General features: G+C 44.5%; 6 protein-coding genes. All 6 read left to right on the forward strand.

Features of this window, described 5'->3' with window-relative positions:
* Positions 1-374: 374 nt before the first annotated feature.
* The 6 genes from ABIN91_RS14575 to ABIN91_RS14600 all read left to right on the forward strand — a co-directional run bounded on the left by ABIN91_RS14575 (position 375) and on the right by ABIN91_RS14600 (position 16,230).
* A complete protein-coding gene (locus tag ABIN91_RS14575) occupies positions 375-4,559 on the forward strand; it encodes a two-component regulator propeller domain-containing protein (RefSeq protein WP_348051949.1) in 4,185 nt (1,394 codons plus the stop codon).
* 305 nt (positions 4,560-4,864) lie between these two features.
* Complete coding sequence (locus ABIN91_RS14580) at positions 4,865-8,044, forward strand: TonB-dependent receptor (RefSeq protein WP_348051950.1); 3,180 nt, start codon at positions 4,865-4,867, stop codon at positions 8,042-8,044.
* A 4-nt stretch (positions 8,045-8,048) separates the two neighbouring features.
* Complete coding sequence (locus tag ABIN91_RS14585; RefSeq protein ID WP_348051952.1) at positions 8,049-9,758, forward strand: RagB/SusD family nutrient uptake outer membrane protein; 1,710 nt, start codon at positions 8,049-8,051, stop codon at positions 9,756-9,758.
* Between the two features lie 37 nt (positions 9,759-9,795).
* Complete coding sequence (locus ABIN91_RS14590) at positions 9,796-12,873, forward strand: TonB-dependent receptor (RefSeq protein ID WP_348051954.1); 3,078 nt, start codon at positions 9,796-9,798, stop codon at positions 12,871-12,873.
* 18 nt (positions 12,874-12,891) lie between these two features.
* Positions 12,892-14,604, forward strand: coding sequence for a RagB/SusD family nutrient uptake outer membrane protein (locus tag ABIN91_RS14595; protein ID WP_348051955.1), 1,713 nt, complete (start codon positions 12,892-12,894; stop codon positions 14,602-14,604).
* A gap of 105 nt (positions 14,605-14,709) precedes the next feature.
* Entirely contained in the window at positions 14,710-16,230 is a 1,521-nt protein-coding gene (locus ABIN91_RS14600) for a glycoside hydrolase family 30 beta sandwich domain-containing protein (protein ID WP_348051956.1), read from the forward strand.
* Positions 16,231-16,240: the final 10 nt, after the last annotated feature.

Below are 16,240 nucleotides of genomic sequence, written 5' to 3' on the forward strand. Positions count from 1 at the left end.
AAAATCATTTTACCCCAATACCAATTCTACAGCTAAATCTTTGTGCCTTAAAGCGCCCCCTGTTTTCACCAAAATCATCCAATCATAAGAAAACCGGGGACGTTCTTCAGACGAGCGTAGCCTGCCGCCGGGCAGTTTCAAAATAAGGGGGCGCTCTCAATGTCATTAAGTTAAGCTCAAGAGGCAGCAAAACCAATCGGCCACTATCCAACCTTTACCGCAGGTACAACCGCCCAGCTCTACCATATCCCTAAAATAAATCTATATCCAGCAACTACAGTGATATTAATGGAATGCATTTGCTTTTTACATTGTCAAATAGTTAACATTGTGCTACCTTTATATGTCACAAACATTTATAATCAGTGCCCTTAATGGCGATATTCCAATATATCACTAAAAAACACATCGTGGTCGTTGCTTTAATGTTGTTCACTTTGTGTTCAACGGCTCAGCAATTGCCATTAAAATTCCATCACCTTTCGTATAAGGAGGGTTTGGTTCAAAGCCCTATCGGGGTTATTTTTCAGGATGATAAGGGCTTCATCTGGATAGGTAACTGGAAGGGGTTAACCAGATATAACGGCTATGATTTTCATACTTACAGGCATCAGGATAAAAATCCAAAAACGATAAGTAATAACCGCGTAAACACCATTTGCGAGGATGGAAATAAAAACCTTTGGATAGGTACATCCAATGGGTTAAACATCTATGACCCTAAGGCCGATGTGTTTAAGTCGGTAGGTATCCAGAATATAAAAGGAGGGCGCAATTACATTTCGTCCGTTATTCAGGATGGTTACGGCAATTTATGGGCAGCAACCTTTGGGGGCGTTAAGCAGGTTGACACGGTTAATTATAAATTGACTGATGTTAAAAGCTTTTCGACACCACAAAACAGCGATATTTTCAGCGGCATTACTTTTATACTTTACCAGGATAAGCAGTCGACTATTTGGGTAGGCACACGTCGTGGAGTTAAACGATTCAACCCCAAAACACAACAGATCATTGCACTTCCAAAATCGATCCAGGATAATGCCGAATTAATGGCAGCCAAAGTATTGGTGATACAACAGGATAGAAACGGCGATATTTGGTTCGGTACCGAAACTTCGGGCCTATTCAGGTACAGTAATGCTACCGGTGTATGTGTCCACTATATTCATTCGGATACTGACCCCAATTCACTCTCGTCTGATTGGGTTAAAGCTATTATGGTGCACAGCGACAATACCATTTGGATTGGTACACGCCGCGGCTTAAGTATTTTTGACAGCAACACCGGTGTTTTCAAAACATTTGTTCATAACTCGTCGGACGATGATAGTTTGAACGACAGTACCATTTGGAGCTTTCTGCAGGATAACGCTTCGGGGGTTTGGATAGGCACCTTTGCCGGCGGAATTAATATTTATTATCCCGGTAATAACAATTTCTCCAATGTCGGCGAAAGCAAAGGCTCACATATTGGGCTCAACCATCCGGTAGTAAATGCCATTAGCGAGGATGCTGATAACAAGTTGTGGATAGGTACAATGGGCGGCGGCCTAAACCTGATAGACCGAAAAACGGGCAGTAGTAGCTATTACTCTGTAAAAAGTAACCGTCAGGGTAACTCAAGTAATGGCGTTAAAGCTATCGCACCCGATAAGCAAGGCAATTTATGGATAGGTACGCTTGATGGCTTGTGCCGTTTTAACAAACAAACCAAGGCTGTTACCTATTACAAGTTCCCGGTGCACGAAGGTAAGTTAAGCGAAAACCTGATCAATACTGTATTGCCCGATAACGATGGCGTTTGGGCAGGCACCAATGGCGGGGGATTACAGTTTTTAAACTATAGCGGCCAGTTTATAACCTATCAGCACGATGCTAAAGACAAAAAATCACTCAGTGATAATTTTGTGACCGCCTTAATTAAGGATGATAAAGGCAACCTATGGATCGGCACCCAAAACGGATTGAATTATTTTAATACCGAAAAAAGGAAGTTCACTGCCGTTTACAAACGATCGGAACGAAACTCGATCAGCAATAGCACAGTGATCAGTTTATTTTATGATAATGACCATCATCTTTGGATAGGTACCGAAAATGGCAGTCTGAATTATTTTGACGAGATCAATAAACTATTTTATGTCATTGATAGTAAGTTAGGTTTAACCGACGATGTGATCCATGCTATTGTTCAGGATAACAGTGGCAAACTTTGGTTGAGTACCGATAATGGATTATTTAAGGTGCATTTTAAGAACTTTAAGGTTCCCTTTAACGCAAATGATATTGAGGTAACGCAGTATACCGCTAACGATGGTTTGGCCAGTAACCAGTTTGAAACCAATTCGGGTATAAAAACTCGGAACGGCGATGTGCTTTTCGGTGGGATAAATGGCTTAACTGTATTTAACCCTAACCGTTTACTTAAAAATACTTTTGAGCCAAAAGTAATTTTAACCAACCTGCTCATTAAAAACAAGCCGGTGATAATTGGAGACGAAAGCTCCCCGCTCAAACAATCCATCACTGAAACTAAAACTTTAACCTTAAGTTACGATCAGGGTTTTATTAGTTTGGAGTTTGCGGCCCTGAATTTTAATAATCCCGAAAATAACCAATACGCCTATAAATTGCAAGGATTGAACAATAGTGACGGCTGGCACTATGTTGGCACCCAACACTCGGCAAGCTACACCAACTTACAACCCGGCGATTATAAGTTTATTGTAAAAGCCACTAACAACGATGGTGTTTGGAGCAACAATACGGCAACCATTAATATTACGGTATTGCCGCCTTTTTGGCGAACATGGTGGGCATATTTGTTATATCTGTTGAGTTTTGCTACGGTTTTGTATGTGGCTTTCAATATTTTCCAAACACGGGCCAAACTGAAACGCGATCTGTATCACGAACACCTGCAAAACGAGCGCCAGCAGGAAATGTATCAAATGAAACTTAACTTTTTTACCAATGTATCGCACGAGATCCGTACACCACTTACGCTGATCTTGGGTCCACTGGAAAAGATCATGGAATCGGCCCGTAAAAACGGTGATATTTTCAGGCAACTGGGCCATGTAAAAAATAATGCCGACCGCCTGATGCGCCTGGTTACCGAGCTGCTTGATTTTAGAAAGGCCGAAACCGGGAACCTCAAACTATATTACGCCGAAAACGACATTGTTAAATTTTTGGAAGAGATCTTTTTATCCTTCCAAAACCTGGCCATGCGCCGAAACATCAATTACACTTTTGAGCAACCAGAAGCCGGGATATCCATTTATATGGATAAAGACCAACTGGAAAAGGTATTTTTCAATCTGTTATCAAATGCTTTTAAATTTACGACCGATGGCGGTACCATCCACGTAAGTGTAAAAGAACAGAATAGCGGTGCCGAGATACAGATAACCGATAACGGAAAGGGAATACCAGAGAGCAGCCAAGATAAATTATTTGTAGATTTTTTTCAGGTTGATGATCCGCATGCGCATAATTTGGGTACGGGTATTGGCTTGGCCTTGTCTAAAAATATTGTTGAGCTACACAAGGGCCTCATATCGGTATACAGTAAACCGGCAACAGCCACCCAAAATGGGGTAACGGTATTTACGGTTTGGTTAAGGGGCGGAGATCAACATCTGGATACAAGCCGTATTATTGAGAACGAAATCAGCACTGAGGATGTGTCGCATTATTATATTCAATCGCAGGTTGATCAGATGATCGACGAGAAGCCCGTGCTAATTGCACCGGCAAGCAACAGTACCATATTGATCGTAGAGGATAACGACGAGATCAGGCGTTTTATCCGCGAGGCTTTGGAAACTACTTACAACGTTATAGAAAACGTAAATGGTGCCTTGGGGCTGCAAGCCGCTTTACAGACCATGCCCGATATGATCATTACCGATGTAATGATGCCAGAGATGGACGGTACGGAATTATGCCGGCATGTTAAGTCGGACGAGCGGTTGAACCATATCCCTGTTATTATGCTTACCGCAAGGGCGGCTTTTGTACACCAGCTTAACGGTTTTGAGCATGGTGCGGATGCGTATATCACTAAACCCTTTAGTTTGCAATTATTACAGTTACAGGTGCATAACATACTTGCATCTAAAAAAGCTATGCAGCAACGCTTTAGCCGTGAGTTGTTGTTGCATCCGCGTACTGGCGAACCGGCTTCACCCGAAGAAAAGTTTTTGGTAAAGTTGATGGCCATTATCGAAAAGAATATAGAGGACACCGAGTTTGGCGTTACCGAACTGATGGATGAAATTGGGATGAGCAAAAATGTACTTTACAAAAAGGTGCAAATGCTAACTGATCTTTCCGTTGCCGATTTTATCAAATCCATCCGTTTACAAAAGGCTATGCAACTGCTCGATCAAAATCAACTGAGCATTGCCAATGTAGCCTTTGCGGTTGGCTTTAATGACCGAAAATATTTTAGCAAGGAGTTTAAAAAGCAGTTCGATCTGTCTCCATCAGAATATTTGGTAAGCCGCTCAATTGCCCCGAAAAGCAATAAGGTTTTACAAAACCCGTAATTTACTCCAGTATAACCCCTGTTTTTTTATTAAAAGGGAAAATATCACCCCTATTTAGGGCCGTTTGAGCCCCCTTTAAACTGTACGACCTGTACATATTTGCCTAACCAACAAACCAAATTTTTTATGAGAACCAATCAACGCACACCTTGTGATGTATGCTGTACGGCCAGTTCCATCAGCGCCCCTTCCACCACCTGTTTGGGTAGGGTATTTAATTCATTGTTAAAAACATTCATTAACTAATTGTACATGGCCCGCGCTTGCAACAGCGTTGGCCACATTTACTAAACAAATTATTTTGTATGGAATTACTTTACTATGTAAACGTTCCGGGGCGTAAACTTCAAAGCATAAAACAAGCAGTCAGCAAATTAATGTTAACCTTATTATTGGTTTGCTTTAGTTCTGTATTGTTTGCCCAAAGTTTTACCGTTACCGGAACCGTAAACGACTCAAAAGGTGAAAGCCTGCCCGGGGTTAGCGTGCGCGTTAAAGGCACACAAAATGGTGTAACTACCGATGTTAATGGTAAGTACAGCCTTAATGTAAGCACTAATACTACGGTGCTTGCATTTTCTTTTGTTGGTTTTAGCGCACAAGAATTTACCGTTGGTGCCAAAAGGGTAATCAACATAACCCTGGCCGATGATAGCAAGAACCTTAACGAGGTTGTTATTTTAGGTTATAACCAGCAACAGAAAAAATCATCGCTAACGGCGGCGGTTAGTATTGTAAGTGGCGAAAAGATTTTACAATCGCCAACGGCAAATACTACCAACTCTTTAGTAGGTAGGGTTACAGGTTTAACAGCAGTACAGCAAAGTGGTGTACCAGGAGCCGATGGTGCCATCTTGAACATTCGTGGTGTGGCCACCTACAATAATTCGGGTGCTATTGTTGTAGTTGATGGTATTGAGCGCCCTAATTTTGGCGACATCGACCCGAATGAGATCGAGAATATCACTGTTTTAAAGGATGCCGCGTCTACAGCTATATATGGTATTCGTGGAGCCAATGGTGTTATTGTGGTCACTACCAAAGCCGGTAAAATAGGTGCACCCAAAATCAGTTATTCCGGGAACGTGAGTATTCAAACTTATACCGGTATCCCCAAAGCTTTAAGCTCTTACGATAACGCTTTGTTAATGAACGAAGGCTTAATGAACGACGGATCGGCCGCTAAATGGAGCGATGCGGAATTGCAAAAATTTAAAGACGGGTCGGACCCTTACGGTTATCCGGATGTGAACTGGTTTAAATACTTAACCAAAACAGCATATCCGCAAACACAACACAACTTTAACATCAGCGGTGGTACCAAAGTGATAAGGTGCTTCGTATCAGTAGGTTACCTGTATCAGGATGGGATCTTCAAAAAGTTTGATTCGCCGTTCGGTATCAATTCCACGCCCGATTATAGCCGTTATAACCTGCGCTCCAACATTGATATTACCCTGAGTAAAGATCTGACGGTTGGGATAAAACTGGGCGGCCGCTTAGAGCAGCGTTACAGCCCGTCGGGTTTACGTTCATCATCGGGTACTTTCTCTTATGATAACCTGGAGGGGATGATATCGCGTATCCTGCAAACGCCATCATTTGCCTACCCTGTGTTTTTACCCGATGGCCGTATAGCGCAAAATCCGGACGTGGGTACCAACGTTTGGAACCCCTTGGCAACCATTACCCGCTGGGGAACCCGTAACGATGATAACAATACCATTGAAAGTACCTTTAACGTAAACTACAAGCTTGATGCTTTGGTTAAAGGCTTGGGCTTTACCACCAACTATGGTTACGATTCGTACTATACCAGCACCACCCGCCGCAATGCGGTTTGGGCTGCTTATGTATGGGACAGGCAAACCGGCAACATCACCGTATCGCCGGACAGGCCGCGCGATGAGCCTTTGAGTACCCTTTTGGCAGATTATGGTGGTACCATCCGCAGCAACCTGCAATCGGGCTTTAACTTTCAGCGTAGTTTCCATGATAATCATATTTCCGCTTTAGCCTTATTTACCCGCCAATTGGTTAGCGTATCAGGTAGTACTGCTACGACTGCGCCACCGCGTGCGGCTCAGGGTTTGGTTGCCCGCGCCACTTATGATTTTAAAGAGCGCTATTTTTTAGAATTTGACGCCGCCTATAACGGGTCCGAAAATTTTGCATCAGGCAAAAAGTATGGTTTCTTCCCTGCCATATCAGCTGGATGGACGCTTACCAATATGCCGTTTCTTAAAAACACTCAAAAATGGTTAACCTTTTTAAAGATCAGAGGTAGTTACGGTTTGGTTGGTAATGATCAGTTAAACAGCCGTTACCTTTTCTTAACCAACTATGTGGCGCAAACAGGCGGGATACAGTTTGGTAATCCAACATCACCAACTACGTACCCAACTACCATACTACCTAACGACCCAAGCACAGCAGCTGGCAGTTTAGGTAATGGATTAGGCAACGAGGATGTAACCTGGGAAACCGGTACTAAAAGAAACATCGGTTTCGAGAGCCAGTTTTTTGATAGCAAATTGAAATTTAATGTTGATTTTTTTGATGAAACCCGCCGTGATATTTTGACTGCACGTACCGCAACTTCGGGTTCTGGTTTGTTACAGTTTGGTCACCTTTATCCGGCTGTTAACGTAGGCGAGGTTTACAACAAAGGTTACGAGGTTGAATTAGACTTTGGCGATAAACTTGGCGATTTTAGTTACGGTATCAACACCCAGTTATCTTATGCGCACAACCGCATCATTAATCAGGACGAACCACAAGGTAGGCCCGATTATCAAAAAAACCAGGGTAAACCGGTAGGCCAGTTTTTTGGCTATAAAACTTTAGGTTTTTACAGTGCCGATGATATTGCCAACCCAAGCGTAGCTAAACCAAACTTTGCTACCGTTATCCCCGGCGATCTGAAATATTTTGATTACAACGGCGATGGCATTATCAGCAGCGAAGATCAGGTGGCTATAGGCTACTCGCGCACGCCCGAATATACATACAGCTTTACCCCGCGCATGGCTTACAAAAGCGTTTCGCTTAATGTGATGTTTCAGGGAGTGGCCAATGTAAGTTCGGACCTGGTATTGACCGAGCAGAACAACGGCCAGCAGATGTATGATTTTATGCTTAACCGCTGGACACCTGCTACCGCTGCAACGGCTACATGGCCGGCTTTACACTCTCGTGCAAGTTCGTTCCCAAGCTACCAGCCTAACGAGTTTATTTTGCAAAACGCCGCTTATTTAAAATTGCGTAATGTGGAGCTTTCATGGCAATTGCCTAAAAACTGGGTAAGTAAAATTCACCTTTCGGGAATAAGAGTTTATGCCAGCGGGCAAAACCTGTACACCTGGACCAAGTTTAAAATGTACTTAGACCCGGAGAATGTCAACTTATCAAACACCAGTTTTTCTAAGCAGTCGCTTTACCCATCATCAAAGGTGTACAACTTAGGTGTAAACATTCAATTCTAATATCATGAAGATCAATCATATATTCAAAATATCCGCTGTTTTGCTTTTGCTGAGCCAGGCCTCATGCAAAAAGGATTTTCTGGACAGAACTCCCGGTGTTTCCCTTCCGGAAGATGCCGTATTCAGCGATCCAGTTCAAACGTCGCAGTTTGCCAATAATGCCTATAATTTTTTGGTTGACGATTATGTTCGCTTTAACGATCACCGGGGCACAACTTCACAAGCTTCGGACGAAGCCGTATCGGGTAACCTTGACCCATCGGTTTACCTTTTAAACCAGGGTTTGTTTAATGATTACTCCGAAAAAACGCCAACCCTGAATGACATTGTCGATATCTGGAACCGAGAGTACCAGGGTATCCGTATCACCAACCAGGTTTTGGCAGCCATACCAAATATTACCTGGCCATCGGCTTACAGCCCCACCCGTATTGAAGGCGAAATGCACTTTTTACGCGCCTTTTTCTATTTCGAGTTGATCAAACGTTTTGGTGGCGTACCTATTATTGATAAGGTTTATGGCGTAAATGATAATGTTGATTTTCCGCGTGCCAGTTATGATGACTGCGTAAAATTTATTGTTGCCGACCTGGATAAAGCCGAGCAGCAATTACCCGAGGATTACGATGCCAGCAATTATGGCCGTGCTACTTTAGGCGCTGCCAGGGCGTTACGCGCCCGTACCTTGCTTTATGCGGCGAGCCCGCTAAGCAACCCCACCAACGATTTAACCAAATGGCAAAAAGCTGCCGACGCGGCAAACGTGATCATCACCAGTGGAAAATACCAGTTACAGACTACCTATAACGATATATTGAACGTGGCATCGTCACCGGAATATATCATGACCAAGGTGCGGGCGGCCCGTATCAATACCGATGGTAAAATTATCGATTTTGCCATGTCGCCCGGTTCCGGTGGTGCCAACGGACAAATGAATCCGACACAAAACCACGTTGACCTGTACGAAATGTTAAACGGTAAAGCCATTACCGATGCAACATCGGGTTACAACCCACAAGCGCCTTATACTAACCGCGACCCGCGACTTACCGCCAACGTGATCTATAATGATGAAACTTACCAGGGTCGTAAAATTGGTATGTGGTCGCAAACAGCAACTAATGGAAGTATAACTTATGGTTTGGATTTTAATCCTACCAACGTAATTTACACGGCCACACGTTACTATTGCCGCAAAATGTGGCCCGAGGCTTATGTGCGTAACACATCCGGAACGGCGCTTATCAACTACGTGTTTTTCCGTTATGCCGAAATACTATTGGATTATGCCGAAGCTAAAAACGAAGCTGTAACTACACCGGGTAGCGATGTGTACTCGGCCGTTAACCTGGTAAGGCAACGGATGCACGTTGGCGATGTGTTGACTAACCCGACCATGCCTGGCTTGCCTGCCGGTTTAACCCAATCACAAATGCGCGATGCCATCCGCCATGAAAGGGCCATAGAGCTGGCCTTTGAAGACCAACGCTGGTACGATATTATGCGCTGGAAAGCCGGAATTGACATTGTGGCCCAACCCGTTTACGGGATGAATGTGGTTAAAAACACCAACGGCACATTTACTTACACCAAGGTTTTGCTATCAAACGCGTACCAAAAAACATTTAAAGATTACATGCACAGGTACCCTATCCCTCGCCAGGAGGTGTACAAAAGTGCCGGCAACTTAGTACAGAACCCGGGTTGGTAAGCAATTGATATAATTTTTAAACGTAGAATTAACCTTTATGAAATTAAGATATTTAATATATATAACCTGCTTGTTTAGCCTGTGCCTTTACGGCACAGCCCGGGCGCAAAAACCCGATGAGCAGCTTACCGTAACCGGTAAGATTACCGATAATAACAAAAGGCCGCTGCCGGGTGTGAATGTTTTTGTGCAGGAATCAAAAAACACGGGTGTAAATACCGGTGCCGATGGTTCGTTCACGTTAAAATGTTCAACCAACGATGTATTGGTTTTCCAGATGAAGGGGTACAATACCGCCACACGCACGGCATACGAATCGCGCGATATGACGCTGGCCTTAGAGCCAAGTCTAATTGATGCCGGCGATAACGATAATGTTTACATTCCGTTCGGCGTGCGTAAAAAACGCCAGGTAAGTGCATCGGTAAGTACCATTAATGGCGATGCTTTACCGCAACTGCCATCATCAACCTTAAACAATGTGTTGGCGGGCCGTTTACCGGGATTATACATACAGCAACTGGGCACACGTCCGGGTACCGATGATGCCAGCTTTTTAATTCGTGGCCGCTCATCCTACAACAGCAACCAGGCCCCCCTGGTATTGGTTGATGGTGTACAGCGCGATTTTGTGGACATGGACCTGAACGAGATAGAAAGCATCAGCGTGTTAAAAGATGCCGCGTCATTATCATGGTACGGTATGTATGGAGCCAACGGTATTATTTACGTACGCACCAAAAGGGGCGAGGCTACCAAAACCAAAGTTACCTTAGATGTGGTAGCAGGCCTGCAGGCACCAACACATGTAACCCGTCCGCTTGATTCGTATACTTACGCCACATTGTATAACGAAGCGCAAGCCAACAGCGGTATCGCCCCTTTATATGATGCCACAGCTTTGGCAGGATACCAAAACGGTACCGACCCATACAAATACCCCAGCAACAACTTTACCGATCAGTTTATTCAAAAGGTAGCCCCTGTACAACGCTACGTGGCTACGGTAAGCGGCGGTAACTCGTTTGCACGCTACTATACCATGGTAAGTTACTTTAACCAGGATGGTTTGTATAAAGGCGGTAACAACAGTTCGTACGATGCCAATGCTAACTTTCAGCGGTATAACTTCCGCACCAATCTTGATCTGCACGTTAACAAAAATTTAGATGTATCGATGGATATTGGCGGCCGCATTATGGATCTGCAATATCCAAGCGCGGGTAACTCCGGTTTGCTTAGCGCGATAAACAATACACCTCCAAATGCTTACCCTGTCTTAAATCCTGATGGGTCATACGGTGGTACCTCATTGTTCCGTACCAATCCGTTGGCTTTACTATCGGCTAACGGTAACCGCGACGATCTGACCCGTAACTTATTGGCCAATATTAACGTTCGCGAAAAGCTGGATGCTGTGATCAAAGGTTTGTCAGCCAATGTGTTGTACTCTTACGATGTGCAGAGTATATTCAGCTCGGGTATCTCTCAGGATTTCGCGGTGTACACGCCCACCACAAGCGGTAACCCAACCGGGTACGATCAGTTTGGTGTTCCGGCGGTGATCAGTTACGCGGCATCATCATTCAGCGGCAATACCCGCAGCAATGAGTTTTGGGGTGGTTTAGATTATGATAGAACATTCGGAAAACACACTATCAATTTTTCTACAAGGTATAATCGCAGAGAAACTGCTGTGCCTTCAACTTTAGATAGCCATGCCGAAGGTATCTCCAACCGTTTATCCTACAGCTATAAGCAACGTTACTTTGCCGATGTTATTGGCACCTACTCAGGTTCGCAATACTTTGCACCGGGTAAACAATATGGTTTTTTCCCGGCCATATCTGCCGGCTGGATCGTATCCGACGAAAACTTCCTTAAGTCTGTTTCTTTTTTAAGCTATCTTAAACTCAGGGGCTCGTACGGTATAGTAGGTAACGATGCCTTTAGTCTAAGCAGAAGATACGCTTATGATAACTATTACAGCCGTGGCCAAACAGGTTACGTTTACGGTACTGGTTTTACCAACGTAGCAGGTACAACCCAAAATGCTTTGGCAAATTCGGATCTAACCTGGGAACGCGCTAAAAAAGCCAGCCTTGGTTTAGATACCAAATTTTTCAACCAGATGTTAACCATCAGCGCCGATGTTTTTCAGGAAGTTAGGGATAACCTGTTAACCAATACCATTACGCCAAGTATTATTGGCCAGTCGCAAATACAAATTAATGCAGGCAAGGCCCGTTACCGCGGTATTGAGGGTGAGTTTACCTTAAACAAACGTTTTAACAAAGTTGATGTGAGCTTGTTTGGTAACTATACCTATGCCACCAGTAAAATATTGGCTATTAATGAGGAAGCCGGTTTACCTGCCTATCAAAAAGCATTGGGCCACCCCATTGCCAGCGTAGCACAGTTAAATGCCGATGCCGGTTCAACATCCGATATTACGTACATCAGCAACTTTTTAGTATCCGATGGTATTTACCAAAACGCCGCCGAAATTGCCGCTGGTCCCAAACAGCGTTTTTCTGGAACCATACAGCCGGGCGATATCCGTTATAAAGATATGAACGGCGATGGCGTGATCGATAACCTCGACTTTGTACGCAACGATTACAGCTTTGTACCAACATCGTACTTTGGTTTTGGTACCACGGTAGCCTATCATGGATTTGATCTTTCGGTATTGTTCCAGGGAGCACTGGGCAGCACCATTTCTATCAATAACATTATCAACTCAAGCACGGCCAACGCGGGTTATATTAACCAGTTTAGTGTGGATAGATGGACACCCGCTACCGCTTCTACAGCCTTATACCCCAGGTTGGCTATTGCCGACAGGGGGAACAATACTCAAAACTCCGACTACTGGTTACGCTCCGGTGATTACCTGAGACTGAAACATGCCGAACTGGGCTACACCCTGCCAAAAGGGATCATCAGCCGTTTCAACATGTCGTCGTTCCGTATTTATGCAAGCGGCTTCAACCTGCTCACCTTTGATAAGCTGAAGGGGTTGCCAATTGATCCGGAAATTCCGATGGCGGGTTACAATACCTCGTACCCTTACTTGCGCACTTTTTCGCTGGGTATAAATGCAAAATTTTAATCCATAAAACTTAGAATTATGAAAAGTAAATACCTTTTATATATATCCTTTTTAGTTGGCTCCACTATCATTGCCGGCTGTAAAAAGAACTATCTGGGTGATGGGTCATTACCGGAGGGCCAAATAACCGAGGAGCAGGTTTTTGGCAACGATAACTATGCCCGTGGTGTATTATCAAACGCTTACTCCAATTTAATGGACAGGTATAGCCTTGACGGGAATGGTGCGATGCAGGCATCGGGCAGCGATGAGGCTGTTAACTCCAATCTAAACTCCAGCATCAATATATTTAATAACGGTACCTGGAGCGCAACCCGCACCGTTGATGATGTGTACTCCGGCATGTACCAGGGCTTGCGTAAAGTGAACCTGTTTTTAGTAAAAGCCCCCGGCAGTGCCATTACGCCGGTTGCCGAGCTAACCACAACCACAGCTGCCGATTTAACCTACAGCGCACAAATTGCAAGGTTAAGAGGTGAGGCCTTCTTTTTACGCGCCATGTTCCATTTTGAACTGGTAGAGCGATACGGCAGCGCAGTTTTAGCTACCCGTATTTTTGCTCAGGATGAGGAATTGAACCTGCCCCGTAATACATTCGACCAATGTGTGAGCAGTATTTTGTTGGATTGCGATTCGGCTATAGCCAGATTGCCTTTGTATACCGAAACCTGGAATACCACCAACCGTGGCCGCGCCACACAAACCGCTGCTATGGCTTTAAAGGCTCGTTTGTTGCTGTATGCTGCCAGCCCGCAATACAATACAACCAATGACTTGACCAAATGGCAAAAAGCTGCCGATGCCGCCAAAGTCATTATTGATTTGGGTACAGGTATTCATACTTTAATAACTCCTTACAATAACATCCCTTTGTTTGGTACCGTGCCTTATAATAAGGAGGTGATATTTGCTACCCAAGCTACCAACCGTAATGATATTGAGCAAAACAACGCGCCAATCAGCTATGATGGCGCACTGGGCCGCACCAACCCAACGCAGGAAATGGTTGACGCTTTTGAGATGAAAACCACCGGCCGTTTAATTACCGATCCGCTATCGGGCTATAGCGAAGCTGCCCCATATACCAATCGCGACCCAAGGTTTGACCTTATCGTTTTTTACAATGGCCGAACGTACAAAAGCAAAACTGTTGATACCTACATAGGCGGTAAAGACGGTATTGGAGCCAATATTAACGCCACCAAAACAGGCTATTACCTGCACAAGTTTTTTAACGATGGTGTAACCTGGAACCAGGCTGCCAATACCACATCGCGCAGGCCCTGGGTTATCTTCCGTTATGGCGAGATTTTGCTAAACTATGCCGAAGCCTTGAACGAAGCTCAACCCGGCAACGCCGATGTGTTGGTTAAAGTTAATTTGCTAAGAACACGTGCTGGGATACCCGCTTTACAAACTACCAGCCCAACCGCTAACGGCTATGTTGTTAATACTAAATTGGATATCCGCGAACGGATCCACAATGAGCGCCGCGTGGAACTTTGTTTTGAGGGGCACCGCTTTTACGATATCCGCAGATGGAACGAGGGGAGCCGTTTCCTTAACTCGCCTGTAACCGGTATGCGCATCACCAAAAACACTAACAATACTTTCAGTTACCAACGTTTTCAGGCAGATACCAGGGTGTTTGCTAACAAAAATTACCTGTATCCTATATCACAAACCGAATTGAACAGGGCCCCGGCTTTAGGTCAAAACCCGGGATACTAAGCAGAAAAATGTTACCAACAGTTGGTACAAATAGTATACCGGCTGCTTTAAATAACAAAGAGAGTAATAGTTTAATAATCAAATAGCTACCTGAATGTATAAACCATGAGAAGTTTTAAAAATTTAAGTATTTTGTTTATCGCCGCTGCTGTTATCAGTTGTAAAAAAGGAAATTCGGTGCAAGCCGATGCCAAATCACAAACAACAGATGCTTCAACTACTTCAACCTCATTAAGCGCAACCGTTACCAATCCGATTATTGTTTACACCACACTGGCCGATGGCAGCAAAAAACTGCTTAAAGAAGCCAATATCAATTATAACACCACTATAACAACCAATCCGGTGATCACGGTAACTACCGATGCATCGCACCAATACCAAACAATGGATGGCATTGGCCTGGCTTTGACGGGATCAGCAGCTTACACTCTAAAAACATCCATACCAAGTGCAACCAACCGGGCAACGCTGTTTACCGAACTGTTTACCACATCGGGTATTAACCTCAATGTGTTGCGGATAACCATTGGCTGTTCTGATTTTTCTACCACGCCTTATACCTATGATGATATGCCCGCCGGGCAAACCAATGGCTCGTTAAGCAATTTTAATTTGCTGGTGCAGGATGATGTGAACTACGTGATCCCTATCCTCAAAGAAATTTTGGCCATTAACCCCAACATCTATATCATAGCCACACCCTGGAGCCCACCCGCCTGGATGAAACGCAGTGGTACCTTAAACGGAACAAGCAGCAGTCTGGCCGATTCCACCCAAAATGGGATACTTACCGGTTACTACAGCGTTTATGCCAAATACCTGGTTAAATACCTGCAAGGTATGGAAGCGCAAGGCATCCACATTAACGCCATCACGCCACAAAATGAGCCTCGTACCTTAAGTAGTAATTACCCAACCACCTACCTCGGTCCATCAAGTGAGGCTAGTTTTGTTACCACCTATTTAAAACCCGAGATAGACAATGCTGGATTGAGTACCAAAATATTGTGTGGCGATAATAACTGGTCGGGTTCAAGTTACCACACCTCCTTTATGCAAAACGGTAACGCCCGTGCGGCCGTAGCTGGCACGGCTTATCACGGCTACGGTGGTACACCTGATGTAATGACCACGATGCACAACCTGTATCCAACCAAAGAAGTTCACTACACCGAATTTTCGGGCAACGTGAACGATTCTTTCAGCTCGGTACTGGCATCAATGGCGGCCAATGACATTTGCGAATCGGCAGGTAACTGGGCGCAAACCATTGTAGACTGGAACCTGGCTTTGGATGGCAGCAGCCTACCTAATATTAAAGGTAGCAGCTCGTCGAGGCCGGTTATGGTGATCACTTCCGCGGGCGCTATAACCCGCAATGCCGATTATTATGTATTGGGGCACGCCGCCAAAACTATGCGTGTGGGAGCTAAGCGCATCAATACCACCGATATTACATCAAGCAGTATATCAAACGTAGGCTTTATCAATCCCGATGGCTGGAAGACGCTGGTAGTTACCAATACCGGTACAACGGCCAAGGCGGTTGATGTAAAATTAGGAACTCAAAAATTTACTTATACCATAGCGGCTAAGGCCGTAAACACTTTTAACTGGCAATAACCAGCAACAT

This window comes from Mucilaginibacter sp. (assembly GCF_039921305.1).
In the GTDB taxonomy this organism is placed as follows: Bacteria; Bacteroidota; Bacteroidia; order Sphingobacteriales; family Sphingobacteriaceae; genus Mucilaginibacter.